At 44.1% G+C, this 24,787-nt stretch carries 30 protein-coding genes; 22 read left to right on the forward strand and 8 right to left on the reverse strand.

Going from position 1 to position 24,787, the window contains the following annotated elements:
- From HQQ92_RS07715 to HQQ92_RS07745, 7 genes are all read right to left on the reverse strand, one after another.
- Positions 1-1,113, reverse strand: a complete 1,113-nt coding sequence (locus HQQ92_RS07715; RefSeq protein WP_217272612.1) for an ExeA family protein — start codon at positions 1,111-1,113, stop codon at positions 1-3.
- Complete coding sequence (locus tag HQQ92_RS07720; RefSeq protein ID WP_217272613.1) at positions 1,082-2,842, reverse strand: DDE-type integrase/transposase/recombinase; 1,761 nt, start codon at positions 2,840-2,842, stop codon at positions 1,082-1,084. Before HQQ92_RS07720 ends, HQQ92_RS07715 begins: the two co-directional genes overlap by 32 nt.
- Positions 2,839-3,933 carry a hypothetical protein gene (locus HQQ92_RS07725; RefSeq protein ID WP_173244344.1) on the reverse strand — a complete coding sequence of 365 codons (1,095 nt, stop codon included), beginning with the start codon at positions 3,931-3,933 and terminating at the stop codon, positions 2,839-2,841. The genes HQQ92_RS07720 and HQQ92_RS07725 overlap by 4 nt, the downstream gene beginning before the upstream one ends.
- Entirely contained in the window at positions 3,822-4,469 is a 648-nt protein-coding gene (locus tag HQQ92_RS07730) for a helix-turn-helix domain-containing protein (RefSeq protein WP_173244347.1), read from the reverse strand. The genes HQQ92_RS07725 and HQQ92_RS07730 overlap by 112 nt, the downstream gene beginning before the upstream one ends.
- The gene (locus HQQ92_RS07735; RefSeq protein WP_173244350.1) at positions 4,466-4,792 is read right to left on the reverse strand and encodes a hypothetical protein; all 327 of its coding nucleotides are present in this window, start codon (positions 4,790-4,792) and stop codon (positions 4,466-4,468) included. The genes HQQ92_RS07730 and HQQ92_RS07735 overlap by 4 nt, the downstream gene beginning before the upstream one ends.
- Positions 4,785-5,270: a hypothetical protein gene (locus tag HQQ92_RS07740; protein WP_173248621.1), complete on the reverse strand. Its 486-nt coding sequence runs from the start codon at positions 5,268-5,270 to the stop codon at positions 4,785-4,787. Before HQQ92_RS07740 ends, HQQ92_RS07735 begins: the two co-directional genes overlap by 8 nt.
- A 98-nt stretch (positions 5,271-5,368) precedes the next feature.
- Positions 5,369-5,593: a hypothetical protein gene (locus HQQ92_RS07745; RefSeq protein WP_173244353.1), complete on the reverse strand. Its 225-nt coding sequence runs from the start codon at positions 5,591-5,593 to the stop codon at positions 5,369-5,371.
- A gap of 89 nt (positions 5,594-5,682) precedes the next feature.
- Here HQQ92_RS07745 and HQQ92_RS07750 point away from each other — a divergent pair, with 89 nt between their 5' ends.
- The 9 genes from HQQ92_RS07750 (at position 5,683) to HQQ92_RS07790 (ending at position 12,756) form a co-directional block, all read left to right on the forward strand.
- Positions 5,683-6,285, forward strand: a complete 603-nt coding sequence (locus HQQ92_RS07750; RefSeq protein ID WP_173244357.1) for a helix-turn-helix domain-containing protein — start codon at positions 5,683-5,685, stop codon at positions 6,283-6,285.
- Between the two features lie 30 nt (positions 6,286-6,315).
- The gene (locus tag HQQ92_RS07755; RefSeq protein WP_173244361.1) at positions 6,316-6,783 is read left to right on the forward strand and encodes a hypothetical protein; all 468 of its coding nucleotides are present in this window, start codon (positions 6,316-6,318) and stop codon (positions 6,781-6,783) included.
- 6 nt (positions 6,784-6,789) lie between these two features.
- Positions 6,790-7,194, forward strand: coding sequence for a hypothetical protein (locus tag HQQ92_RS07760; protein ID WP_173244364.1), 405 nt, complete (start codon positions 6,790-6,792; stop codon positions 7,192-7,194).
- 429 nt (positions 7,195-7,623) lie between these two features.
- Positions 7,624-8,250: a hypothetical protein gene (locus tag HQQ92_RS07765; RefSeq protein WP_173244367.1), complete on the forward strand. Its 627-nt coding sequence runs from the start codon at positions 7,624-7,626 to the stop codon at positions 8,248-8,250.
- A 93-nt stretch (positions 8,251-8,343) separates the two neighbouring features.
- Positions 8,344-8,871: a hypothetical protein gene (locus tag HQQ92_RS07770; protein WP_173244370.1), complete on the forward strand. Its 528-nt coding sequence runs from the start codon at positions 8,344-8,346 to the stop codon at positions 8,869-8,871.
- A gap of 106 nt (positions 8,872-8,977) precedes the next feature.
- Positions 8,978-10,111, forward strand: coding sequence for a hypothetical protein (locus HQQ92_RS07775; protein ID WP_173244373.1), 1,134 nt, complete (start codon positions 8,978-8,980; stop codon positions 10,109-10,111).
- A gap of 124 nt (positions 10,112-10,235) precedes the next feature.
- The gene (locus HQQ92_RS07780) at positions 10,236-11,132 is read left to right on the forward strand and encodes a hypothetical protein (protein WP_173244376.1); all 897 of its coding nucleotides are present in this window, start codon (positions 10,236-10,238) and stop codon (positions 11,130-11,132) included.
- 115 nt (positions 11,133-11,247) lie between these two features.
- Positions 11,248-11,856 (forward strand): hypothetical protein, encoded by a 609-nt coding sequence (locus HQQ92_RS07785; RefSeq protein WP_173244383.1) that lies wholly within the window; start codon positions 11,248-11,250, stop codon positions 11,854-11,856.
- Between the two features lie 228 nt (positions 11,857-12,084).
- On the forward strand, positions 12,085-12,756 hold the full coding sequence (locus HQQ92_RS07790) for a hypothetical protein (protein WP_173244386.1): 672 nt from the start codon (positions 12,085-12,087) through the stop codon (positions 12,754-12,756).
- A gap of 469 nt (positions 12,757-13,225) precedes the next feature.
- Here the strand turns inward: HQQ92_RS07790 and HQQ92_RS07795 are convergent, their stop codons facing one another.
- The gene (locus tag HQQ92_RS07795; RefSeq protein WP_173244389.1) at positions 13,226-13,936 is read right to left on the reverse strand and encodes a helix-turn-helix transcriptional regulator; all 711 of its coding nucleotides are present in this window, start codon (positions 13,934-13,936) and stop codon (positions 13,226-13,228) included.
- 105 nt (positions 13,937-14,041) lie between these two features.
- On the opposite strand from HQQ92_RS07795, the gene HQQ92_RS07800 reads away from it, so the two are divergent.
- From HQQ92_RS07800 to HQQ92_RS07860, 13 genes are all read left to right on the forward strand, one after another.
- A complete protein-coding gene (locus HQQ92_RS07800; protein ID WP_012089452.1) occupies positions 14,042-14,236 on the forward strand; it encodes a Cro/CI family transcriptional regulator in 195 nt (64 codons plus the stop codon).
- A gap of 43 nt (positions 14,237-14,279) precedes the next feature.
- Positions 14,280-14,903 carry a hypothetical protein gene (locus tag HQQ92_RS07805; RefSeq protein ID WP_173244392.1) on the forward strand — a complete coding sequence of 208 codons (624 nt, stop codon included), beginning with the start codon at positions 14,280-14,282 and terminating at the stop codon, positions 14,901-14,903.
- A 5-nt stretch (positions 14,904-14,908) separates the two neighbouring features.
- Complete coding sequence (locus HQQ92_RS07810; RefSeq protein ID WP_006083868.1) at positions 14,909-15,235, forward strand: hypothetical protein; 327 nt, start codon at positions 14,909-14,911, stop codon at positions 15,233-15,235.
- Between the two features lie 152 nt (positions 15,236-15,387).
- Positions 15,388-16,122, forward strand: coding sequence for a hypothetical protein (locus tag HQQ92_RS07815; RefSeq protein WP_173244395.1), 735 nt, complete (start codon positions 15,388-15,390; stop codon positions 16,120-16,122).
- Positions 16,123-16,266: 144 nt separating this feature from the next.
- Positions 16,267-17,046 carry a helix-turn-helix domain-containing protein gene (locus HQQ92_RS07820; protein WP_173244398.1) on the forward strand — a complete coding sequence of 260 codons (780 nt, stop codon included), beginning with the start codon at positions 16,267-16,269 and terminating at the stop codon, positions 17,044-17,046.
- The gene (locus tag HQQ92_RS07825; RefSeq protein ID WP_173244401.1) at positions 17,043-17,726 is read left to right on the forward strand and encodes a replication protein P; all 684 of its coding nucleotides are present in this window, start codon (positions 17,043-17,045) and stop codon (positions 17,724-17,726) included. Before HQQ92_RS07820 ends, HQQ92_RS07825 begins: the two co-directional genes overlap by 4 nt.
- A complete protein-coding gene (locus HQQ92_RS07830; protein ID WP_012088970.1) occupies positions 17,716-17,940 on the forward strand; it encodes a hypothetical protein in 225 nt (74 codons plus the stop codon). The genes HQQ92_RS07825 and HQQ92_RS07830 overlap by 11 nt, the downstream gene beginning before the upstream one ends.
- Positions 17,941-19,209 (forward strand): tyrosine-type recombinase/integrase, encoded by a 1,269-nt coding sequence (locus HQQ92_RS07835; RefSeq protein ID WP_173244404.1) that lies wholly within the window; start codon positions 17,941-17,943, stop codon positions 19,207-19,209.
- 54 nt (positions 19,210-19,263) lie between these two features.
- Complete coding sequence (locus HQQ92_RS07840; protein ID WP_006082023.1) at positions 19,264-19,479, forward strand: helix-turn-helix transcriptional regulator; 216 nt, start codon at positions 19,264-19,266, stop codon at positions 19,477-19,479.
- Positions 19,469-19,828: a hypothetical protein gene (locus tag HQQ92_RS07845; protein WP_173244407.1), complete on the forward strand. Its 360-nt coding sequence runs from the start codon at positions 19,469-19,471 to the stop codon at positions 19,826-19,828. The genes HQQ92_RS07840 and HQQ92_RS07845 overlap by 11 nt, the downstream gene beginning before the upstream one ends.
- 808 nt (positions 19,829-20,636) lie before the next feature.
- A complete protein-coding gene (locus HQQ92_RS07850; protein ID WP_217272614.1) occupies positions 20,637-22,205 on the forward strand; it encodes a methyl-accepting chemotaxis protein in 1,569 nt (522 codons plus the stop codon).
- Between the two features lie 911 nt (positions 22,206-23,116).
- On the forward strand, positions 23,117-23,851 hold the full coding sequence (locus HQQ92_RS07855; RefSeq protein ID WP_028759663.1) for a flagellar motor protein: 735 nt from the start codon (positions 23,117-23,119) through the stop codon (positions 23,849-23,851).
- Positions 23,852-23,855: 4 nt separating this feature from the next.
- Entirely contained in the window at positions 23,856-24,686 is an 831-nt protein-coding gene (locus HQQ92_RS07860; protein WP_168825338.1) for an OmpA family protein, read from the forward strand.
- Positions 24,687-24,787: the final 101 nt, after the last annotated feature.

Below are 24,787 nucleotides of genomic sequence, written 5' to 3' on the forward strand. Positions count from 1 at the left end.
TTAGCACTCCTTAATCAATTCTGCGGTAACAACGGGTTCCCCTAGCTCTTGGGCTAAGTTCATGGCTCTAGATACGAGGTTATTAACGATCTGCGGGTACACCATACTAAAGCCAGTCTCTTTAGTAGTGAGACGATTTTTAATTGCAGCGTAGCAATCCTCAGTCATGATCTTGCTTATTTGCCCGCCAGCCCGTTCAAACTTGTGAGTAATGTAAGCGCCAATTTCACCGTCTAAATTTGGTACATGCTCAACCATACAACGGCGTATGAACTCCCTTAGCTGGTAGTTCTTGCGTTCGTTAAGCTTGATGGCTAACTCGGTTTGACCGATGAGCACAATGCCCAGCAGTTTGGAAAAGCCATCTTCTAATTCCCAAAAGCGTTTCAAATACTTTAAAACAGGAATACTGAGATCGTGGGCTTCTTCAATGATTAACACGTGACGCTGACCGCCTTTAGAAGCAACTCGAAGCAGATTTTCAACTTGACGGGCCTTGGCTTCCATTGAGCGTCTTGGCTTCTCTTCACTGATATCTTCGATAATGGCATCACAGAGCATGGCCGCCGTGGCGACAGTTTTATCAATAATGCGGGGCTGAATAACTGAAACATCACCATCTTGAGCTAGATCTTCTAGCAGCTGCTTACGCAGTACGCTTTTACCCGCACCAGAATCACCGACTAAGGCTAAGATCCCTTGGTGTCTTGCGGCATCACGCATCGCTGCGAGAAGGTAGCGGCTATCTTCACTTAAAAACACATCTTTAGCTTCACGAATGTCATTTAAGAATGGGTTTTTAAACAGTTTAAAGTGCTTTAAGCTGGCATGTGTTAGCATTACTGTCTCCAGATTTAACTCGTCTTCGTGTGGTTTTGTTTGGAGTATCGTCTGGTCAGGGTTGGCAGACTCTGACCAGACACCCTCTATTTCAATGTCTTTGCGTTGTAAAAAGTGGTGAACCTCATCCATAAATTGTGCTTGTTTCCTTTGGGGCAATACGCCGTGCTGCAAGGCTTTATGCACTATGGGGTATTGAAATGACATCTTCGTCGCAAGATCACTTATGGTATATCCCGCCTCATAAAGCCGCTGTTTGAGCACAAGCATCATCGCCTCCTAGGTCATTTATGAACTGCTCAACTTGCTTACGGGTAAAGCCCGTAGGGTATGCTTGCTTAAGTGCCTCCTTATAAGGCTGTAACGCCGCGCCTTTTAGACCTAACGATTCCGCTAATAACTTCCACGCTTTAATGTCAGACAATGGCGGCTCATTAATATTTTGCATATCAACAAGTAAAGGCTGGCCTTTACGCTGCATAAAACTGGGTGGGGTTTGTTGCTTGATATCGGCCATGGCATCAATCGCACCATTAAAGGCCACTTGACGGACTCGACCTTTGCGGCTCTTTTTAATCTCAAGAGGATCACTCGTTCCCCAAGCCGTTTTATCCATCTCTTTTTTGCGGCGTTGCGGCAGGGTGTCTGCTATAGCGCGGTAATTCTCACCATAAATCGGCGCGTTGATATTGAAGCCTGCATCGTCTTTTTCCATAGGTTCAACGATATAGCTATGGACTTCACCATGCTCATCTACTCGCTCGACATCTATCGCAGGACAGCGATATAGATTCACACTCACATAGACTTTTTCACCAGCATGTACGCCTAAGTGTTCCAGAGAATAGGTCATTGAGTTATGTGCCTTACTAGGAACAAAGGTAATACTCAGATCATTCGCCTTAACAGTGCGCTCAACTCTATCTGTCTGCACAAAGCTACGCATGACATCGGCATCCGGCGCTAGTCGCAGCTGCTCAGGACGAATAGTCTGGTACAAGCCATAACGAGCTTGACCATGCCTTGTATGCTTAAACTCACTTTGAAAACCAATCGACCAGAGTGTTGCCATAGCATTGAGTTCTTCAATGCTATTAACGGCTTGGAATGCTAAGCGTGACTCAAACTTCTTTTCGATTACGTTATGCATACTCTCAACCTGACCTTTAGCCCAAGGTTTACCGGGCGTATGAACAAGGTGGTTGACACTGAGTTTATCCAATAAGCGTCTTGTCATCGCGGCCATGTTGGCTGAACCCGCATCCCAAATGAGGATAAAGGGCACCCCGTGCATTAGTTCACTACTTGAACGCTTGCTAAAAGCTTCAATTAAAAATTGTGTAATGGCCTCCACGCTTTCACCAGGCGACAAGATATAGCTTAAGTGAAATGCGCCGCTGTAGTGGTCGGTGACAAGGTAGCGCAGCACTCGGTCATTCTTCACTCGCTCTAAGTTCGCGGGTTTGTTTTTATAAAATTCTGACTCCTCCATGACCTGTAACCCCTCTTGGTTTTTGAGGTAATACAGCACACAGATTGATACATCGAATTGCCACACATGATTTGGATGAAGGCTGCGCATACTGCGTGTAATAGGGTTAGCATTAAGCTGCTTGGGATGAACATTGAACTCGTCCATCTTCCTGAGCATTGTCGATACAGAGCACTTGGCGGAAAGATGACCATTGGCATAGGCAATATCAATGGCATCCTCAACAGACATCAGTGATTTACTGTTTTGGCGCTGCGATTGGCGGATCAGATTAGATACCCAAGTAGCTTCTTCTAATGTCACCCTTGATTGACCGCAATCTGAACGTTTTTTACGCTCTGAAGACCAGCCAACTTGCGATAACTTTTCATAGATAGAGCTACGAGTTAATCCAAGGAAATTGCACGCGCGGTTAACAATCGCGCCTTGCTGACCATGCCCCGCTGAAGCTAACTCTTGGGCAATACCATCCAAGTATTTAATCTGCTCAATGGGTAATGTGGACATCATAGAGCTGATCCTTGCTGATATAACATCAACTCGTTATTGAGGGCTGTGATAATGGTTTGATCAAGGCCAACTCGGGCACTACCTTCCATCATTCGTGAGATGATATCGTTCATACTGCCGTGGTATTCATCATCAAGATCACAAGGATGTTCAGTGTTCTGAATTGCGGCAACTGCATCTTCAAACGCTGCCAGCCCTTTGAATATTTCGTATTTCGCATTAATGATGGCTTGGCTTAACGCTTTATTTCGCTCGGCTTCCAATTGCTTAATTTGGGCGGGAGTTCCTTTGCCTTTGGCTATCTCTAAGGCTTTTTCAAGCTCATGGATTTGTTTGCCTTTCTTCTCTAAAAGCTGATCGGAAGCTTTAGAGGATAGTACTAGATGCTCAAGTTTTTCATTGAGCTTACTGGACTCGACGCGGTGTTTTGCGGCCATTTCTTCGATAATGTCGAGTGCTTCTTCTTTGCTATCGACAGTCAGTTGATCGCCATCAACTATGGCTTTTAGCTCGCTTTCAGGTAATTGTCGCAAGCGGCGTAAGTCGCGAATACCCATACCGATAGATTGAAGTGACTCTAACGCTTTGATCCCGAATATTTCTGAGTTTTTGATTTGCTCATCAACCATCTGACGAGACATCCCCATAAACTCGCAGAAATCATCCCAAGTTCCAGTAAAAACCGCGCCATGTTTGCTCTTTTTTCCTTTTAGATTTTTATATGATTTTGTTTTCTTGATGTTTTTCAAATTTTCAAGACTTATAACATTAGAAAAATCAGCTAATGCTTTTGCCATTTTAGCTTGACCTGCAAGTACGCAAAGCTCCATTAGTTCCTCAGTAGAAGAGCTATTACCAGACACTAAGCCTTCAATAGTGGCTTCAACTGTCTGTGTTATTTCTACTTGCGCTTCTCCAAGACGTTGCATTTCCAAACCATGCATAATTTCAGATGGACTTGGGTTTAACTTGGGTTTGTTCATAGTTCTTCTCCAGCAACAGATTGATATTTTTCTTTTATTTGATGGATCATTTGTAGCCTTTGGTTTTGGTACTGATGCGCCAAGGCCAAGAGTTTTTCTGACATACACCAGCGCTCACTTCGTCCATTAGCATCAACGGACTTTAACCAGCCCAAACGCTCCCATGTGCACAGCAAGCGGTAAGTTGTTGTTCTGGCATAGCCGGATTGGTGTTGCAGTTCATCAAGCGTTTTACCTGTAAGCGAAGCACTAGCGACTAGCTGAAACACCCTAACGGCTTTAATAGTGACGTTCTTACTTTGTTTAATTTCAATCGCATCCATTGCAGTTACTCCATCTATAACCATCTGATCATTCAGGGGGGTACCGCCTAATGCTTTACGACGGAAATTAAACGCGAGCCTTAATACCGCTGGTGAGACTTGCCAGCACACAGAACGGTCATCAAGTTCTACTTGCTCAAGCCAATTCATCGCTGTAAAACTCGTTAATGCGCGATGCACCGTTGTTCGTGGCTGGCCTGACTGTTTTTGCAATTGCTTAAGTGTGCAGCCTTGATCCCCTCGTTCCGCTACTAGCTGAAAAATAGCCTCAGCTTTTACTAGTGTGTTGGTATTTTTGGCCTTAAAAGGTTCATAACTCATACCGTTTTCCTCAGCGCCATAAAGTAGCGGCTCAATCCTGCTCTGCTTGGCGTTCTCGCAGCTCCAAACTTGGCTTTAACTCTTGCCAAAATCTCTGTTTGCTTCATATAAGGCAGAGAAAAGACAAAGGCTTCGACTTCAGGATCTAGGCTGATTTTTGTCTGCCTACCTCTGCGATAAGTGTTTGCAGGTTGGTTTAGCCCTTGAAGTGATGATTTATCGAAATTAAGGAGCATCGCCGCATCAAGGATTGCCATTGCTTCTTGTTCCTCTAGGTCTTGCAGCAACTTAGCAATAGCGATTGTTAGATATTGGTTATTCATCAAAACCTCCATCTAGCTCTAGTTGGGGTTGACTGTGTTGCCCCACGTTCTGGTGATGCCAAGCAACGCCTTCAAGTAGCTGCGTGAGTGATGACAGTGTTTCAGTTTGGTTTGCACTGCCTTCATAAAACGCCAAAATAAGACTAATACTCTCCGAAAATGTTGCTTGTAGCTGATTCACATCCACAGCCTTGACCTTGCGGCCAGTGGGAATATCAATCAGAAGTTTATGGGCAGCATGGCCTAAGTAGCGCGTGACAAAATCTGCACCACAGGTCTGTTCTAAAGGACGGATCATCAGGGCGGGTAATCGGCCTGACTCCATCCATTTATAGATCACCCACTTATTAGCGAGACCCATACCATCTGCTACACGATCAACGCTGAAGTTATGCTTTTGCCTAGCAACTTCGAGGCATAACTCAATTGCGTGAGGGATAGAGACGGCATTACGTTTCAGCAAACTGGTTCTAGACATTGGAATATCCTTTAAACAGGCATTAAACAGTGGTTCCAAAAACATCCAAGGATTGCTCCTTTTCAGTGTTGCTTGAGCTGTTATGCTCATATTCAACCTCATGCCACGTTGGAGATTGCAGCAATGCCAGACTCATGGATCAGTTCAGCCCGTAACGCTTGCCCCTTTGGGCCATCCCATGTGCCCATAAGGCAATGGATAGCATTTTGTGGCTTGATACCGTTGTTGCGGCACCATTTGGTTAGAGAAGAGCCCTGACCAATAAAACCTGCTCGCACTTGGTTGTATAAGTCACGGCTGGGGGTATGGTTATTGACGTTCATAGTTAAACTCCTCAATATGTATATACAATTAACAAAAAGAATACTCATTACTCAAATGTAGTATTCATATGTAGTATCTGGTTGTCAATATGAGTATTGAATTAAAGCTCGTGGATGTTCTATCGCGAATTGCTAAACTAAGTGGTGTTTACACGGACGCTGATGTAGCAGAAGTTCTTGGTGTTAGTCCCCAAACTTTATCTACTTGGAAAAGAAGAGGAACTATTCCTTATGAAAGGATTTGTAGTTTTGCCACTTCAAAAGATGTTTCTTTAGATTATTTATTACTTGGCATGAGTGGTCGTAGCTATTTAGGTGGACTAGACCCTATGTTGTTAGAAGGAATAGGAATGGAGTTTGAAGCAGTTGCTCCTGAATTATTAACTATCCATAACGTAGGATTGATATACAACAGAGTTATTAAACTATTGGAGCCTAACGATAATTGGACAAGAGCTGTTAGAGAGGAAGTAGCTTACTTCGCTCAAATATCTCATGCACAATCAAGGACAGAAATAGGCAAATTACCTCCTATTTATGAAGAAGAAAGCAGAGTATTTAAGAAGGAAGGTATCGACGCTAATGAAGTCTTTGGGGTGTCAAAAAATGATGATACAACATCAGTCACACAGTACATTTCGGGAAACAAAAATGAGGTTGCTGGTCGCGATATAGTGAAGAAAACGAAGTAATTTCATGGCAGATGATTATGGGGTTGTTTAATGGAACAGCAACCAAACTATCAGGTTAATCAGCAAATCAAAGGGCAAAATCATCAAATTGCAGGCCGAGACTTCATCAAGCAAGTTGACATACATATTCAGGGGAAAGAATCGATTTTTGATCCTAGCAATCCAAATGCGATAGATTGCCCTTTTTGTGGTGCAAAAGCCCTAGCGACATCGGTCTTGTGTAGAGAGTGCTACGGCCCTGTGAAGGATTATTTTGATGAACAGCTTGAAGAGCAGAGACAAGCTGAACTTAAGAGAGTGCACGATAAAGCTGAAATTATCTTTGCTTGCTCGATCTCACTCGTAGGCTTTGTTTTTGCGGTTATTGCTTTCTTGAGATTTGATGGACTCATGGCATTAGTTGGTGTCGGTTTAGCGATGGTATTGTGCCTTACCGGAATGCTTAAACTGCTACTTAACTATGTAATCAGAAAGCTTGTGGACAGGTTTACGAGGTAGAGGTTCATGGAACAGCAAATCGAAGGGCAAAATCACCAAATTGCAGGCCGTGATGTAGTCAACAATTGGACTATCGAGCAGAATCAACCAAAGTCGTTGTCCTTATGTTCTATTGATGAGTTAAGGGCTCAAAGGGACTTTAGTAAAGAAATCATCAAGGATGCTGAAGCAAAGATTTGGGGAAGTCTGCCTTCCAAAATCCTGATGATTACCTTGCCCATGTTTTTTCTCTGTTGGTATCTCGGCAATGTTGGCCAATGGTTGTTTTACGCCTTCATTATTGGAGTTGTTTGCCCTGGTATTGCTCAACTAAAGTTCATCAATAGAGAGCAGCCAGTAATAGAGATAGAAAGACAACGCTTGAATAACATTTACTACATCCTTCGCAGCTATAAAATTGACGAGAGATAACCTGTTTATTTTGGTTAAATCATCCCAAAATTGTCCGTTTAATTTTTTCTGATCCCGTCAAATTTTACCTATTTATCGTGCAATGAGCTTTTAATTATCGTGGATTAGATCACTACCGTAAAGCGACTAGCAATGTATGGGTATACAGTCGTATTAAAATTTAGATGTTTTGAGTGTTTTTTAACTCATTTTATTGCGCGTTTTTCCAGCCTAAAATTAATAAACTATTTAAAATCATGTGGATATACTTACCCAAAATTAGTTAATAGGTTTGGGAAATTCACATGCGCGTTTTTCTGGATGGTGTATTTGATTAAAAGCTGATAAGTTCTTTGCATACAGATAGTTAACTGTGTGTGTTTTCACTGGTCTAATGAGGTAAACGCGCATACGCACTAATTAAGACGTTAAATTTCAAGGAGTATCCATTTGAGTGCGTTGACAGAACTAACTCAGTTGTTTTCAGATGAAAAATTCGTGCTCTCAGTATTCACAGCTGCGTTTACTGTCGTATACGCGCTTACAGCGCAACAGATATTGTTCAGATCAAGAGAGCGACGAAAGGATAGAAAAAGTAGACTCTGGGATACTTTGTCTGCTGGCTTTTCAAATGGCACGTTAAATACAGTTGATGATGTAGTAAATATTTATAAGGGAATACACGAGCTAGGTGGTGAAGATGTCAGTTATAGATCTGGGCTAGCAAAGTACCTAAGAGAATATTTGGTTAACGTAATATCCTCTAAAGACCGCGAAGCCGATGAAATATCATCAATAAAGGATAAAGTTACGGGAATAATTGATGCTATTGAAACGGAGAGTCCGTATTCAGATGTCCCCGCGGCAGAGAGAAACTTGATTATCGATGTTCAAAAGTTCATTGCCCACAATGATCAAGCATCAGCAAGGGAAAAGTTATCCGATTTGGCTGGCTTAATCGAAGTTAGGCAGGATTCACTTGACCGAGTTCAGGCTTCGAATAAATGGTCTGTACCCCTAGCGGTAATTGGTTTGGTCTTGACCGTTGTCTTTGGTGTTATATCGCTAATCAAGTAAAAATTTAACAAGCGCATGTTGTCGGACTGGTTTTCCGCTGCGCTACAAACCAGCCGCAAATGCGGGCGTTAGGTCTCTAGATGAGGAGTTGATTTGAAGTCCGTTATTGCAATCGCTGGCCTGCTGTGGCTTGTTGGGTGTGCTTCCATATACAGCCTTCCCACGAATTCGCCATCTGCAACTATGACGCTGGACCTTCGGTCGGAGTCCAAGGGGACGACTATGCAGGGGTACAGAGTGTTCGCATACCAAGACATGAACTGCACGCCGTCGCCTCTAGGGTCACTGATTGAGTCGAAGCAGTTCACGGGTGCCGTCGAGAAGATTGGCCCAATCAAGGTTGTGGCCGCCTCCCAGCTGACCTTTGCGGTCTTGTACGGAGAGTCTCGAATGGCGCAGAACCGCCAGTGCAGCTTCACGGCTTCGTTTCTCCCCCGCGCCGGTGAGTCATACGGTGTTCAGTTCGCGGTTGCGGACGGAGCCCTCGCCTGCGGAATGAAGATTACAGACGGTGCTGGGCAGGAAGTGTCTTTTGAATCCCCGTCATCCTCCTGTGCGGAGACTTTCGCGGGCAGGGTTAAGAACGGTGGAACTGGCGTGCTCAATTGGACTTTCAGATAAGTGGCAAAGAGACCTAACCATTCCATCGTTCGGATGTCCAACCGGCTACGCTGGTTGGCCACCGCTCATGTCAAACGTTAGCTGCTACAAGCAGGGGTTTCTATAAATGCGAAGTGACGTAACAATCAACAAATTGTGGTGGGAGCATTTAGCTCCTAAACCAATGATTCCTCGTCGTCGCGAAGTAGAAGCGCTGCTCAATAATTTTATACGTACATCACCCCACGGTGAGGAATGGATCAAAGTTGCGAAGAATCCAAATGGCATCTTTAGGGTAAAGCCGGGACAGGTGATTCCTGTTCTCCAGTTAACTTTCCTTGGAAAAGCCCCTGGATTTGTAGCACTTTTCAAAAAAGTAGAGGCTGGTCATCGTACAGTCGGAGCAGCTACTGAGTTCCAATCTGGAAAGCTCCTCGAAGAAGATGAGCTTGTGCTTCAGCCGATTATTTCTATCGATCTTGTGACTGATCCATTGTTTATTCAAGCAGCTAGGCAAGGCCGAATAAAACTAGACGAAAGTCAAATAACTCAGCCGAGCTTGCTCTTTTCTATCCCTGCACATTTCTTGTTGTCATCGAAACATTTTCCCAAAAGTGCATATGTGCTTTACCAACATATTTTTGGGACTGGTGGCTCGTATCCAAATGACGGGTTCTTTTATGTGGGAGTCACAACGCGTAGTTGGCAGAAGCGGTGGTCAGAGCATAAAAGAGCAATCAATGGAGGGAGTCCTTTGCTGTTCCATAGGACATATCGAGAAGAAATGGAAAAAGGACGAATCACCTATGTTAATCACAAGGTTATGGGTATAACTGATGATCTTGAAAAATTGTACGCAACCGAAGAATTTTTAGTCGAAGGTCATTGGGAAGATCAACGTCGCCTTAATATGATTCCAGGCGGCAAATCTGGTTTGCGTTATCTTAGAGAAAATAGGTTACTTCAACAATCTGATGTCCCGGTGCCAGATGAACGTGACAGAATCATTAGTGAATGGCTCAAGGAACATCCGAGGAAAGGCCTCCCTGCGCCTTGGGTTGCGGAAAAATGGCGAGATAATGATTGGGCTGTTGCTCAAATTTGTGGCCGAGATGGCAGATTGTCGGTCGAGCAAGTAAGGGCAATACACCAGCTTGCCGAGAAATATTCACCCGAAGAAATTTTTGCGCGTATAGGCGCAAAAAATATTGCTCAAGTGGAGCGTGTTCTTGAAGGGAAAACGTATTCGAGGGTCGAATAGCATGTGATATTATCGAAGCAAAGAATCAGCTAACAATGCCGTCAACTCGGATGCATTTTTCGTTCGCTGCGCTCACTACCTATGCTCCGGTTACGGCTGGCGTTAGCACTACAAATGGATACTCATGTATAGCAATTCTCTTGACGTACTATGCCTAGAAAAATTTAAGGAAGCAGCACTTTACTTCGATCGTGTGATTCCAGTGCAATGTAATTCATTAATGCATGATGACAATGGACCATATGTCACGACTCCAGAGCATGTTCCAGTGGGGGTTATCAGCAAACTCATTTATGAAGAGGATGCTCCTGATTGGAAAGTGTTGGAATTCATGGATAAGAAATGGTCACCGTTTGCAAGGGCGCTGCATAGTGAATTCAAACAAATACAAGACTTAAGCTCTGAAAATTACTGTGATTTATATGAGCTAAACACCCTTGGCTCAAAAGGTATGAGTATACGTGATCATTTTTCGAATTTTTCTAAATCACTTGGAGTGGAGACATCTTCCGTATTACTAAGAAGAAATGTCGAAAAATCAGATTTTCAGACAGCTTACATTAGTGTCAGCCTAAAAGGCATTGGCCTAATAGATTCAGATAAGGCTTCTTGGGATCAAATAATGGAGCTTCGATCAGATCCAGAATCGAAAGGTTCGTTAAGAAACCTTCGGCTATTCATATATGAAAATTATGTTGGAAAACCAGCTTCGTATATTGAAGACGATCTTTGTAAAAGAATAGAGTTGTATGATTCATCTGCTAAAAAACATGGCTTTGATTTAACAACCTCGGTTTTAGGTGTTTTATTGGACTCGAAGAACATACAGGCATCTTTGGCTGCAGGTATAACTGCAGGTCTTTTTGGTGGGGTTGAAGTTGGTATTGGGGCTGCAGTAGCACTTGAAATAGCAAAGGGTTCATTAGAAATTTCTAAGAAACTTTATTCATTTGAAAGTTTTAAAAATAATCATGACCTTGCGTATTTAATTGACACTAAAACGCGCATAGAAAAGTGCTAACAAGCGCCTGGAATCTGACCTCCGGCCACTGTCACCTTTTGTGCAAAAAGCAGCACAAAAAGCGCCATTAGCATACGGCAGTTGAAGTGGGCGTTATGTTCATTAGGAGAGTGTATTGAATTTATGCATAAGTATAAGTGAAATAGACTGGTCATTGACCAAGGATGTATTTTCAATCATTGGTACCATCGGTGCGCTTATTATTGGCACATTTGGACTATTCACCTGGAGACGACAGCTTCGAGGTACAAGCGAATATGAGCTCGCTAAAAAGGCAGTTTTCAAGGCTTATGAAGTTCAGCAAGCCCTCCAAGCTGTTAGAAACCCTATGTTGTATCTGAGTAAAGAAGAAGTCGAGGCTGAGCGTCATCTTGAAGAGGAGCAGCGAATATATAATGAACGTATGACTTTGCTTTATGAAAAGTGGGCAGAGCTACAAACGATACGTCTTGAAGCAAAAGCAATATGGTCAGATAGCGCTCATAACTGCTTCAACGAAATTCAACAACGTATTGGAGATTTAAGGGGTGCTATTTGGCTACATTTTTGGATGAAAGGCGCTTATGCTGGTCCAGGGGCAGCAGTTGATAATAATCCTGAGCGAGTTATTGAAAATGATAAGGTTGTATATTTTGTTTCAGATGATGACGAATTCAGCCAAAAAATATTCAAGTCGGTAGAGAAAGTTGAAATATTCTTTGGCCCAAAAATTCGAAGCAAATAAACATAACAAACGCTTTAAGACTGATTCGCAACGCGTGGCATTTTTACCATGCGTAAGTTTAGTGATTTAGGTGGTTTTACTTAAAATATTGGTCTAATAAACTGCTAAAAAGGGATTCGCAACGCTTGGTATTTTTGTTGTGCGGTTGGTTTATGTGTTTTAGGCTGTGTGCGGCTTGGTATTGTGGGCTTCACTTCTTAACAAGAAGTTATATTTTGGAGGTAAAAATTGGACTTTGATTTGGATAAATGGATAGGTGAGATTAGAGAGGCAATAGATTCTTATACCTCACTTCATGATCCTATCATTTGTGGTGATGCGATGACTAAGTATTACCAGGCAAGTAAATTGATAGAATTAAGTACATTAGGCTTTGCTTTTCAAGAAAAAGAAAAGAGTGGAAAAGAACCATCTAAAGAAGAACTTCAAGCGGTAGCTGACAAGTTTACAAAGGAGTTTTCGGAACAGGCATTTAATGGATTAATGGTTTATCGCCGCCAAATGATAGTTATTTCCTCAACGATCTTTGAAGCATTGTTAAATGAATATCTAAAGTGCCATTTTGTCTCAAATCCGCAAAAAATGTATAACTACGTTAGTACAGATGGGACTATTAATTTTAAAGACGTTCTCGAATTCGAGTGCAAAGAAGACTTAATTTATTACTATGCTTTGATAGCGGCTAAGCGTTTTACGTCGAAGCCGTGGAAAATTGTTTTTAGAGATTTGGAAAAAATCCTAAAATTGGAACTTGTTCAGAAAGAAGTTTTACTCAAAATGTTGACTGTTAGAAACGAAATTATTCACGAAGCATCAAAAGCTCCAGTCAATAATGACGATGTATTTGATTATTTTTATGCGGTTGAAAATTTTGCTAGGTCAATAGCTACTATAGTCTAAATATAACAAACGGTTCAAGAATGACCAAACGTAGCGTCCCCGATTTAAATCAGCATTTGTGATTACGATTATTATTTGGATTTTTGCTGTATTAGCTTGGTTTGTCAGTTTTTGAGCAGAAATCAGACTTACTATGAATAGTAATAGTGTAAAATATAAAAACGTGGCATATGTTAGAAGTCTATATGAACTTGTAAACATAGAAACGACTGCGCGAAAAGATCTCATGCGCACAAAATTTGATGTGTCTATTGAAAAGTTTCAAGTCTGTATAGTTTTTTGGGGTAAATTAAAAATGCAAACTCTATTTTTTTGGTGCATTAGTTTATATTTTCTGGCATTTAGTTTGGATGTACTTACAAGCAACAATATAACAGGGCAATTAACTAATCTTCTTCGGCGCTGGACAGATTACTCTACGCTTTTGTCCAAAATACGTTAGAAGTACCATTTTGAGGATTAAATAATTTTACAACAGAACTGAGTACCAAAACACTTTGCCGATCACTTTGATCTGTTTGACTTGTTCGGCATCGAGGCGTTCGTCTGGATATTCGTCAGTATTATAGCTGCGCAGGCGTAGCCCACCACCGGGTAATTTATACAGCACTTTGATACGCAGCATGCCATCGTGATTAACGGCATACATTTTGCCGTCGGTGACATTGGTGGCCGAGGTATCGACGCCGACTGTTGAGCCGTGGGGTAATATGGGCTCCATGCTGTTGCCATTCACTTTTACACAGGCTGCATAGTCACTATTCACACCTTGACGCTTAAGGGTGCTCTTAGTGAAGCGCAGTTTTGGTCCTTTAAATTCGCGGCTATCAAGAATGCCATCCCCTGCGGCTAGCTCTACTTCCATGTAAAACGGAATTTCAACTTCATCTTCCCCTAATGGGGTATCACTGTCCCAGAGCTCAAATCCGCCAGCCCATTCAGCGTTGGATTCAATTCTGTTGGCTGCCTTTGCTTTTGCTCCTTCTTCGCCATATTGAAGCTCTTCGGCGGTGCAACGCAAAGCGGCCGCTATGTTTAGCAGCTTTCCAGTAGTTTTAACTTTACCGGACACTAGTTTATGTACCATGACTTGAGAAATGTCCGCTCGTTCGGCTAACTCTTTTTGAGTCATGCCTATGGCTGCCATTCTGTCACGTATGTTTTGGGCAAGTGTTTTCATTGGTTAAGTATATTACCTAGGTTATATATGGCAACTAACCAAAGTTATTGACTTGAATTAACCATAGTTATATTGTTGCTGTGTTTCATTCACTTTGGAGTCATTATGAAAAAAGCCGCAGCCATAGATCACTTTGGTTCACAAGCAAAGCTCGCGGCCGCTATTGGCGTGTCTCAAGCCGCCATATCGAAGTGGCCTGTAGACGTTCCCGAACTCCGCGCTTATCAAATCGAACGGTTAACTGGCGGTGAACTCAAGGCGACTGAATTGCCGTTAATGAGCCCTGAGCACGCCGCTTAATACTGAACCGTCATAACACGTTAACAGAGAGAGGCTTATTAGCATGAAAACCAATTCACGTAAAAAAGATAGCCGTTTGAATTTGTTGATGAAATCGATTCATCGGGTGTTGGAGTTGCCCAAGATGACACGCTTTGCGCTGGCGATAGATTTTGTTGCGGCAGTTGAGCGCCTTGGGCTGAGTGAAGTGTTGGCGGCGGAGGGCATTAGCTTTGCCAGCAGTCAAGACGTGCACAACGATGCGCGGATCAATGCCCAAAAGCTGTTCCGCTGGCTTGGTCAGTACGAGGGCCAGCATCCGCAGGCGGATCGCTTGTTTCATGTTGAGCAAGCACTGGTGGCGGCACTGCCCGAGCATTTGCGGGTGCAGTATCTCAACGATGTGTTTGGTTGCACTGGGGTGACGGTCATAGCCGATCGCATGAATGATGGCCATGTGTTGCATGTGGCCGATATGGCGGCGTCGCTCACCAAAGAGAACGCCGAGGCGCAAGTGGCGGTGATCCACTTGGGCTGTGAGCCCAAGCGCGAGCAGTTAGTGGCGGCGCACCGCGAGTTAAAAGAGTCGGCGGCGACCACGCAAGCGAGCATGGCGGCATTAGAGCTGGCGTATCCGTATTTAGCGAGTCACGGTGGCAAGGCGGCGCAATACGCGGCCGAGAAGTGACCGTGATGCCGCAATCGAACCTTAACATTAATGTTATCGCCAGTGCTAAGACTGAGCTGCATCAGCAGTTGATCCGCTTGGGCGACATGATCGGCGACGGTTTGCATTTAGAACCCGATGGCAAATGGATTGCGAAAGAGTATGTAAAAGTGGCGCGGGCGTTAGGTTATCGGCCCAAACGAGCGAATCACAGCGCACAGATTAATGCGGTGATGCTTAAGCGGGTAGCTGATGTGCCGTGTGGCCAGTGCGGTTTGGCTTTAAAGCAAACCAAGTCGGGCTCGAAACGCGCCGTGTGTGCTAATGGGCATAAGTGGCAGTTGTTGAAATGACTTGTTTGAACGAAAAAGGAGTGAATGGCATGTTCACAAATCAGTTAAGTGATAACTGGGCGCGTAAAAAACGCAGTTATCAAATTGCCCGCCACAGTTTGGCGACCGATGCGGGCTTGATACCTAAGATCATGAAGTGAGGAGGATAAACGATGTTTGATCCTGAATGTTTAATTTGTTGTTTGGAGGGCGGCGCTGCGTGTTCGGTGCATGGGCAAGTTAGCAGTGATGGGCCCGCCGTGGCCGCGCTTACCGAGATGGAAACCGCGCAAGTGACGTTACTCATGATGCAAGCAAAGCAGTTAATGCTTAAGGCGATGGCGCTTAAAGCTAAGTCGAACATGCCTAATAGCACTGAGCCTAATGTGGCTGAGCTTAGCGCGGGGACCACTGAACGGGCAGCGTTAAGTGGCGTGAACATGGGCAAAGACATTGCCTGTTTTCATGGGCATACCACGGCGGAGTTGTTTAAGCGAACGCAGGTGGGCCGAATGGTTGAGGTGTTAAGGAACTGCGATGAATTGCAGCATAGTCGCCCCGAGCGTTTGGCGGTTATCGCGACCGACATCGTGGATAAGGCGTTGCTGGGCAGTGGTAAGCAGTTGTTGCTGCCAACGGTGAGCATCGATTGGATTATGAATTATCTGCTGATGGAAGAACAACGCGCGGAGCGTTCTATTGCGCTATTGGCGGGTGATGTGGGCGCGGCTGATGCGAGTGCGGCTAATGTGAAAGCCGCTGATATGAGTGCAATAGCGAAAAGCCGCAACGTGCACATTAAACGGCGTGATTTTTTTAGCCAGTTGCGCACTAACTTGGCGCACAAGGTTTACTTGCTTGGCAGTGAAGGCGAGCGAGCGGAGGGCAACGGGGCGCATTGCAGTTGATCCCGTTGTTGTAGACATAAGAAAGCCCGCTGAAGTTTTGGCGACCGATGCGGGCTTAATACCTAAGAGAGGCAATATCATGTTACTGAAGCATGGGGTTTGCGTCAATTCGAGTTTGTGGGTTGCTCTGTTTGGGGGTGACTTATGAGTATGGAATTGATGGTAAAAGCGATGAAGGCCAAGGTGGGTAATCCACTGCGCAAGCTGGTGTTGATCAAGCTTGCCGATAACGCCAATGACCAAGGCGAATGCTGGCCGAGTTACGAGTATATTTCGCAGGCTTGCGAGATAAGCGAGCGGTCGGCGATTAACCACATTAATGCGCTGGTTGACGTCGGACTGGTGCGCAAAATTACCCGCAAGAGTGAGCATAAACGCAATACATCCAACCTGTATATTTTGGACTTTTCATCGTGTGTTCTGAGTGATAAACCTGCTCAAACCTTACATTTTACTGAGGGTGCAGCAAATTCACCCTTAGAAAATACTGAGGGTGCAGCATATTCACCCCTAGAAAATATTGGGGGTGCAGCAGATTCACCCAGAATCTGTCACTCTTTTGAACCTATCAATGAATCTTTAAAAGACTCTTGTCCAGCAACGAGTGCTAAGTCGGTTTTCAATGCGTTTTTCAAAGCCTACCCCGCCCATCGCAAAGGCGGCTCGGACTCGGCTGCATGGAAAGCGTGGAAGGCCGAAAAGCTGACCGACGCCGATTGCGTGTTGGCGGTGACGTGGTTGAAGGAAGCTGCGGCGCTGGATACGAGTTGGGGCTTTAGCGCGAACGGCCAGTTTGTGCTCGGCATTACCAAGTTTATCCGCGAACGCCACTGGCTGACTCCGTTGCCAAGACCGATGGCAACCGCCGTTGGGCAAGTGGATTGGAGCTACGCGGTGTATGACCCAGAGGACCCTTTGATATGACTGCCAATCAAAATGCGAGCATGAAATCACTGCAGACCTTAATCCGCCAGCCGTTGGTTGGGCAGGGGCGTGTGAGCCAACTCGAACCCACGGCAATGGACATGGCGATTGTGGACAGCGTGTTTAGCAAGTTGCGGGTGTTGTTCCCTGTGAGTGCGCCGCGGCCTGAGGACGAAGCGACCCACAAAGCCGAGTGGCTAAAAACCTTGGCGGCGCAGGGGATTGCGAGCCGTGAGCAAGTGCAAGCTGGGCTGAATCGCGCCAGACGTGAGCAGGGCGATAGGCAGTTTTGGCCGACACCACGCCAGTTTGCGCTGTGGTGCCAACCCACGGCCTGTGATTTGGGGCTGCCCACGTTAGAGGCCGCGTTCAAGGAGGCAACCCGCCATTACCATCACCCTGACAAGCATACGTGGAGCCATGATGTGGTGCGCTTAGCGGTGCGCGAGACGGGCAGTTGGATGTTTGCCACAGGGCTTGAAAAGGATGTGTTGATGACGTTTGAGCGCAATTACACAGTGTTATGCAGGCGCTTTAGCCGTGGCGAGTTGACCGATGTGGAATTGCCAAAGGCACTACCTGAAACGGTGACGCGGCCGACTGAGGCGGCCAAGGCGAAATCAATTATTGCCAATTTACGAACCAACCTTGGGCTTAAGGGGGCAAATGATGGCGAATAAACCACTGACCCAGCGCGAACGCTTGATGCGCATCATCACAGGGAAACGGTTTTGGACCCTGTTTGAAATCCAGCAAGAGAGCTTTAACCGCTTTGGGGTTCACGACAGCGAGACGGCGTTAAGTGCGCGGTTTCGGGATATGCCGATGAACCAGCGGGTGAAGCGGATACGTTCGGGTACCCATCACACCTTTGAATATCGATTGGAGGGCTAGATGGCGCAGGTGATGACAGCAACAGGCGTAGAGCAAGGCAAGTTGAACGATGCAGTATTGCGCCGTTGGTTGCGGGCAGGGATAACGCGGGACTTTCGGGACACGCAGTTTCCGGCAGTGCGGTTACGGGCCTCGACCGATAGACGCCAAGCCTCGGTGTATTTAGTAATGAACGAGGCGGGCAAAACCGTGTGGCAAAAGCAGGGCGTGTGGCCCGTGATGTGCTTGAAGACCTTTTTAACCGAGTTACCTAGCTTGCTCGCCAAGCGCAGCATGGGCCAAGCGGTAATCAGCAACGAGTTTGCCACCGTCGCGCAATTGCTGGCGTGGTTTGTCACCCATGTGGAGTGCAACCGCACCTTAAGCAACAGCTGGCGCAGTAACTGTAAATCGTTAGTGAGTAAACATCTCAGCGGCTGCTTTGCTGAGTTACCGCTCAATGAGCTGAACTTTATCGCGGTGGACAGTTATTTAATCAAACCCATGTTGGCGCAGGGCTATTCGGCCAATTACATCAAAGCGGCGGTGAAGGTGTTGAAGCGAGCGTTATCGGTTGCGGCAGATTTACGGGTGTTAGACAGCAATAGCTTGGCGGGGTATCGGGTGCAAATGAGCTTGAAGATGCCGCCTTTGGTGGGCACGCAGTTAAGCGAGTCGGACGTGGGCCCGTTATTCAGCGCATTGCGAAATGCAGTAAGACCGGTGGCGATGTTGTTTGTGCTGATGTTGATGTTCGGTACCCGCATAGGTGAAACCCGCTTGGCACGTTGGGACCACTTTGCCGGCGATTACTGGTTTATTCCCGCCGAGAATGCCAAGAACCGCCAAGAGCATCGCTTACCTATGACGCCGACAGCCAAGAAGCTGATAACCCATTATGCCCAGTGGCAATACACGCATGTGGGCAAGCGGGCATTTTTGTTCCCAGGCGAAGTAGGGCCGGTGAGCATTCGGACCGCGCAATATTGGAGTGAGACGATTCGGTTTAAGGCGTTTACCTCCCATGCGCTAAGAAAACTGTGCCGCACCATTATTGCCGATATGGGCGTAGATACCATGGTGGGGGAGCGGATATTGAATCACACCTTGCCATTACTGCTGCGTACTTACGTTAACAGCACCTTAGATAAGGGCATGCTGATGGCGTTGGATGCCTACCATGCGCACTTAATCACGCTGGGATTTGATGATGTGGCGCCCGAGATAATGCGCCAATCGACCACTGAGACGAGTGAGCCGGACGAGCCAATGTTAGTGGGGTGGTTATGACGATAACAATAACAAATAGCACAACTGGGTTATGGACTTCACGCAGGAGGATTTATGGCTAATCGCGCCGCGGATGTATTGAAAGTAGGGCGCCGTTTACGGGGCATGACCCAAGACGAAGTGGCTGAGATTTACGGCATTAGCCGCAACACTTACCAACGTTGGGAAAATGGCCGTACTACTGCGCCCTATGACGATGTGACATCGATATGCCTTGATGTGTTTAAGCTTTCGATTGAGAAGATAAATGAGGTGGCCAATGGGCTTTAGCGATGAACCCGAGCAGATGATGAACATTAAGGCGTTGCGGTTAGGGCTTTATCGCTGGGGCCGTTATTGGGTGTACCAAGAGTTAGGCAAGGGGTTTTCAAACCGCAGCGCCTGCGACCGTTTAGGCGAAGCGCTGGGCGGTGGCAACTTAAAGCACGAACTCAACGTGCCTGCCCACGTCGCCCATTTTGACCACCTCGTTGAGCAGTTATCCATAAACTGCAAACGTGCCATCCGCGCCCATTACCTGTGTAAAGAGCAGTGGGCCTTAATGGGATTTGACAGCAAAAAGTCTTACATCTTCTGGCTAAGAAAAGCCGAAATGGCACTGCTAGATAGGATGAATTAAATGAAACGCCCTCTTACGAGGGCTGGCGGGTTAGCCGGTTGTCCACCAAGACTGCTAACCCGTTGATTGGATTTTATCAAAAGTTCGGACAGATACCTATGCAAAGTAATTCGCGATTAAATGATGAAAAGAAATATGCGCTTGCAGAAAGAATAACATATTTGCTTTCATGATTTGACCGTGAGTTTTGTGGCCTGTAGTAAGAAAATAGTAAAATAGTACGTTAAATCAACCAAACTAGATTTTGATTATTTTTTTGTAATACTCACATTTTGTTAGTGTTTTATTGTGAGTCGTTCTTCAATTGACAGTATTTGAAATCGTGGATTCATCACTATGGTTCTTGCACTTTACTGTATGAGCATTGCCCGAAAATGCATCAATATTCACATCAATGCCAGTGAAGCTGCACTGGCATGATTTTTCTAAAGGCTTGCTTTACTAAGTAGAAGGGCACTCATTTAGACAGAAATGCTTCATACTTCCCTCAATAGATATTCTGTAATGGAGAAGCCTTTACAAATACCACCTGTAGCCATTATCTAACTTTCCTTGTCTTGAACATCTATTGCGAATAATGACTGTCATTAATAAAAAATACTAAGCAAATTGTTCATTTTTAAAAGTACAGATCATACTGATACTTTAGGGGATCTTGTATATCGTTCCCTAAGAGCGATATTAAAAATTTTTCCGTTTGTACCATTCGAAAAAGTATCAGACAGGAGCTAGTTTATGTTTAAAAGCATGACAATAATACAAAAAATGACCACAGTGTTTTTTTATCCTTTCTTTACTGGTGTTGGGATTGGCTTGGTTTTCAGTTACTCAGCTTGCCAGCTTGCATAGTAATACGACTAAGATTACTGAAAACCTAATCCCTTCTATTCGTGCATCTGCTCAAATGCATGTTGCATTACTTGATGCTCGACGTGCTGAATTAAACATGGTAATTGACGTGATGAAACAGGACTCTGCTGCCCTGGAGATTAGTAAGCAGCGTTTTGAGACTGCCAAGCGCGAGTTTGAAATCGCCGACAAGCAATATGCTAAGCTGGATTTTGTGTCTGCAGAAGACAAGCAACAGTTTGACGAACTTAGCGCCGCCGCCGAAAAATATTTCGCTGCACACTCATCATTGGTGACAGCCATTGAAAAAGGGGACATGGCGAGTGCAAATGTGATGATCAAAACAGTGACCAAACAAACTTTGGAAGTGGCTGGAGAAGAAACTGCGAATTTACGAAATGAAAATGATCGCGCAGCACAGGAGATGGCGATAAGCAGTGAGTCAGCCTACAAAACAGCCAAAATGCTCAGCATTATAGTGGGACTTGGCACAATATTTTTTGTACTAGCGATGGCATTACTGTTAATCCGTCAGATAAAAAATCCCATAATGTTGTTGTTAAAGCAAACTAATCAGGTATCAGTTGGTAACTTGACCAATAAGCTCGACATGAATATGTTTGCCCGTGATGAGTTTGGTCAACTGGCAGATAGCTTTAATGAGATGCAAGATAACTTGCGCATGCTGGTTAGTGAGGTTTCCAACTCTGTAGTGCAACTTAGCTCTGCGGCCGAGGAGATAAGCGCTGTTGCTTTGCAGTCATCCAACAATATGGAAACTCAGCAAAATGAGCTAAACCAGTTGGCCACTGCGATGCATGAGATGCAAGCTACAGTACAAGACGTCGCTCGCAATACCAACGATGCCGCCAATGCAGCGACACAGGCAAGTGGCACTGCGACGCAAGGTAGTGAAACAGTTAATGACTCGATTGTGCGTATTGATAAGGTCGCTGGAGCGATAGAAGCTACCGCGGTAGTGATCCGTAAATTGGGAGATGATAGCCGTAATATTGGGATGGTATTGGAGGTGATCCAAGGTATTGCTGAACAAACTAACTTGTTAGCGCTGAACGCGGCCATTGAAGCTGCAAGAGCTGGTGAACAGGGTAGAGGATTTGCTGTCGTGGCAGATGAGGTGCGAACGCTAGCCAAACGGACACAGGACTCCACTTCTCAAATCAATAGCATCATTTCTGAATTGCAGTTACGGGCTAGTGAAGCTGGGAATACAATGCAGCAGAGCCAAGCTATGATGATTGAGACTGTTAACAAAGCTAAAGAGGCCGGAGAATCGATTGCGAAAATCAGCGGTTCAGTGAGCAGCATTTCTCAAATGAATATTCAGATTGCTACTGCGACAGAAGAACAGGGGGCGGTAAGTGAAGAGCTAAACCGTAATGTCGCAAATATTAGCGACGCTTCTGAAGAGGTGGCTACTGGTGCGAAACAGATGGCGATGGCATGTAACGATCTGAATCATTTGGCTACGCAGTTGCAGGATGTTGTGAGGAAATTTCGTATTTAACTAAATTATTTATTTTATATAATAAAGCACTGGCATTATGTCGGTGTTTTTTATGAGCATTAATAAATGAGAAGAGAATCACATTATCTTTAAAAAATTTTATCAGTTTCATGTTTTGTCGTCATGTTGGGTCGTACAATGCGGTCCCATCATGTGACTATCTGAATTTGTCTGATATCTTCTAGAAGGTATGTAGTACCGTCATAGGGAATGATGCTTGGATTGGATTTGAAGCAATGCTTATGTTTGGCATTAAGCTTCGTCACGTGCAGTAGTTGGTCGTTGCTTTGTTACTCATAGTGTAAAGTGCCCCAAAGTATTCGTGCGGGGCGCTATTTAGTCAGTCTAGTATTCTAAAATACTCTTTCATTAAAACTTATTCACTTCTTCTTAACCTAACTTCTGTTGTAAAGTTGCATAATTGGGTAAACATATTGATGTTTTGTCTGATTTAGTTAATTGCAGGCTGAGGAGTAAGCAATCTTGACTATTAATAGGACAAGGCTATCAGCACTTAGGTATTAACAATTGTATGGAAAAATCTTTACACAGTATCAAGTCGGTTATGTCCTAGACCCACTCTTTGTTGGGCCTGTATTTGTCATTACTGCTAAAGCTGAAATGGTACGATATTTGCTTTTTTGAAAAATTGCACTGGTTTTATCTACTTGAACTATACTCTGATTGAAAATGCATCTTATATGCTATAAAAGAAATTATTATTTAAATTATTGGTTTTTTGTAGTTGTAAAGTTGGATAAGGTAGCTTTGATTTTATATATTTTAAACTAATAAAAGTAGAGTTAACAACTAAGCTACTCATTATAAAGTAAGATAGAATGGTTAATTTATTTCATGTGAAAACAATGTGTTGTATTTTTTTTTGTATTTCTAATTTAGGAATGAGATAAATGAGTTTTATTGGTGTATTGGTTGCAATATTATTTATATTAGTTGGAAACCTTATCGAAGGTGGGCATCCTAGTGCCTTACTGGACTTACCAGCATTTATGATTGTTATCGGGGGAACAATAGGTGCAACTGTAGCACAGTTTCCTTTTTCAGTAATTATTGCTTCAATAAAACGCTTTAAGTGGCTCATTTTCCCTTTACGAACTGATTTGGCGGAGCGTGCCGAGTTTTTGGTCGAAATTGCAGGCGATGTGCGAAAAGGTGGTTTACTATCAATTGAAGATAAGATAGACCAAATTAACGATCCTTTTTTACATAAAGGACTTCAATTACTCGTTGATGGTTATGAAAAAGACAATATTGTAGAAATCTTAGAAAAAGAGATTGAATTTGAACAGCACGGTGTAGAACAAACTGTAAAAGTATATGAGGCAATGGGTGGCTATTGTCCTACGATGGGAATTGTTGGTGCTGTATTTGGACTAATTCATGCTATGGGGTTACTTGATGCCCCAGATAAATTAGGTGGTGCGATTGCAGTCGCATTTATTGCAACTATTTATGGCGTTGCTGCGGCTAATATCATCTTCCTGCCATTTGGAAACCGTTACAAAGCGTTTGCACATCAGTTAAGTGTATTTAAAGAGATGACTCTGACTGGAATAATTGGCATTGCAGACGGTGAGTCTCCACAACGTTTACAAGCTCATTTAAATCCATATTTGGAGCACTAACGAGATGAGAAAAAAGAAGGTTGATCCCCCAGAAAATCATGAACGTTGGTTAATTTCTTACGCAGATTTTATGACACTGCTATTTGCCTTATTTGTCGTGTTGTACTCATTTGCGATGAGTGATAAAAATGAAGCAAAGTTTATGGTTGAAGGTCTTATAGATTCATTGGCTAAAATCGGGTTGATATCAACTCCTGCTGTGACTTCATTAGCACCTGGAGGAACGAGTATACTCGAACCCAATACTGTGACATCCGTTGTAGATGCAGAACCAAAGCTTATTGAACTTGCAACAACTGCACCTGCAAGCTCCGAGAGCAATGACAATACGCTAGCAAATGCGAAGAGCAATGACACAATAAAAAAGTATAAAGAAATAATATCCGCTAAGTTAAAAAATGAAATAGAAAATCAAGAAATTGAAATTGATGCTGTGAGTGATAGTCTCATCATTCGAATCGGTGACAACAACACTTTTTTTGCATCGGGCTCTGCTTTTATACAACCTAAATTTGTACCGCTAATTGATAAGATTGGCGAGATTATCGCGTCAGTCCCAGGAAGAATAGTGATAGCCGGACATACTGACGCAACATTGCCAATGGAGATTTATGCTGACAATTGGGACTTATCATCTTTAAGAGCTACTGCAGTCGTTAGAGTAATCACTAAAAACAAGGGCGTAAACCCAAGTAGAATTATTGTTCAGGGCTTAGCTGATACACAACCTCGTTTTAAAAATGATACACCTGAACATCGTCAGAAAAACCGCAGAATAGAAATAATTATAAACCAGGGTAATACCGTTGAAAGCCATATTCCTATACCTGAATAATCATACAAAACTGTCTGACTAACACACTATTTTCTTAATGTTAACGCTCTTTATCTACAGAGAATGGCTTCTGAGTTAAATATAACGAGAATGTGTTTCAT

Origin of the sequence: Shewanella sp. DC2-4 (assembly GCF_013248875.1) — a bacterium.
Taxonomy (GTDB): Bacteria; Pseudomonadota; Gammaproteobacteria; order Enterobacterales; family Shewanellaceae; genus Shewanella; species Shewanella oncorhynchi.

What these genes read in the sequence shown, in the direction of transcription:
- HQQ92_RS07715 (WP_217272612.1), bottom strand. Translation starts at nt 1,113, where the DNA reads ATGATGCTTGTGCTCAAACAGCGGCTTTATGAGGCGGGATATACCATA.
- HQQ92_RS07720 (WP_217272613.1), bottom strand. Translation starts at nt 2,842, where the DNA reads ATGATGTCCACATTACCCATTGAGCAGATTAAATACTTGGATGGTATT.
- HQQ92_RS07730 (WP_173244347.1), bottom strand. Translation starts at nt 4,469, where the DNA reads ATGAGTTATGAACCTTTTAAGGCCAAAAATACCAACACACTAGTAAAA.
- HQQ92_RS07735 (WP_173244350.1), bottom strand. Translation starts at nt 4,792, where the DNA reads ATGAATAACCAATATCTAACAATCGCTATTGCTAAGTTGCTGCAAGAC.
- HQQ92_RS07740 (WP_173248621.1), bottom strand. Translation starts at nt 5,270, where the DNA reads ATGTCTAGAACCAGTTTGCTGAAACGTAATGCCGTCTCTATCCCTCAC.
- HQQ92_RS07745 (WP_173244353.1), bottom strand. Translation starts at nt 5,593, where the DNA reads ATGAACGTCAATAACCATACCCCCAGCCGTGACTTATACAACCAAGTG.
- HQQ92_RS07750 (WP_173244357.1), top strand. Translation starts at nt 5,683, where the DNA reads ATGAGTATTGAATTAAAGCTCGTGGATGTTCTATCGCGAATTGCTAAA.
- HQQ92_RS07755 (WP_173244361.1), top strand. Translation starts at nt 6,316, where the DNA reads ATGGAACAGCAACCAAACTATCAGGTTAATCAGCAAATCAAAGGGCAA.
- HQQ92_RS07760 (WP_173244364.1), top strand. Translation starts at nt 6,790, where the DNA reads ATGGAACAGCAAATCGAAGGGCAAAATCACCAAATTGCAGGCCGTGAT.
- HQQ92_RS07775 (WP_173244373.1), top strand. Translation starts at nt 8,978, where the DNA reads ATGCGAAGTGACGTAACAATCAACAAATTGTGGTGGGAGCATTTAGCT.
- HQQ92_RS07780 (WP_173244376.1), top strand. Translation starts at nt 10,236, where the DNA reads ATGTATAGCAATTCTCTTGACGTACTATGCCTAGAAAAATTTAAGGAA.
- HQQ92_RS07795 (WP_173244389.1), bottom strand. Translation starts at nt 13,936, where the DNA reads ATGAAAACACTTGCCCAAAACATACGTGACAGAATGGCAGCCATAGGC.
- HQQ92_RS07800 (WP_012089452.1), top strand. Translation starts at nt 14,042, where the DNA reads ATGAAAAAAGCCGCAGCCATAGATCACTTTGGTTCACAAGCAAAGCTC.
- HQQ92_RS07805 (WP_173244392.1), top strand. Translation starts at nt 14,280, where the DNA reads ATGAAAACCAATTCACGTAAAAAAGATAGCCGTTTGAATTTGTTGATG.
- HQQ92_RS07810 (WP_006083868.1), top strand. Translation starts at nt 14,909, where the DNA reads ATGCCGCAATCGAACCTTAACATTAATGTTATCGCCAGTGCTAAGACT.
- HQQ92_RS07815 (WP_173244395.1), top strand. Translation starts at nt 15,388, where the DNA reads ATGTTTGATCCTGAATGTTTAATTTGTTGTTTGGAGGGCGGCGCTGCG.
- HQQ92_RS07820 (WP_173244398.1), top strand. Translation starts at nt 16,267, where the DNA reads ATGAGTATGGAATTGATGGTAAAAGCGATGAAGGCCAAGGTGGGTAAT.
- HQQ92_RS07825 (WP_173244401.1), top strand. Translation starts at nt 17,043, where the DNA reads ATGACTGCCAATCAAAATGCGAGCATGAAATCACTGCAGACCTTAATC.
- HQQ92_RS07830 (WP_012088970.1), top strand. Translation starts at nt 17,716, where the DNA reads ATGGCGAATAAACCACTGACCCAGCGCGAACGCTTGATGCGCATCATC.
- HQQ92_RS07835 (WP_173244404.1), top strand. Translation starts at nt 17,941, where the DNA reads ATGGCGCAGGTGATGACAGCAACAGGCGTAGAGCAAGGCAAGTTGAAC.
- HQQ92_RS07840 (WP_006082023.1), top strand. Translation starts at nt 19,264, where the DNA reads ATGGCTAATCGCGCCGCGGATGTATTGAAAGTAGGGCGCCGTTTACGG.
- HQQ92_RS07845 (WP_173244407.1), top strand. Translation starts at nt 19,469, where the DNA reads ATGGGCTTTAGCGATGAACCCGAGCAGATGATGAACATTAAGGCGTTG.
- HQQ92_RS07855 (WP_028759663.1), top strand. Translation starts at nt 23,117, where the DNA reads ATGAGTTTTATTGGTGTATTGGTTGCAATATTATTTATATTAGTTGGA.
- HQQ92_RS07860 (WP_168825338.1), top strand. Translation starts at nt 23,856, where the DNA reads ATGAGAAAAAAGAAGGTTGATCCCCCAGAAAATCATGAACGTTGGTTA.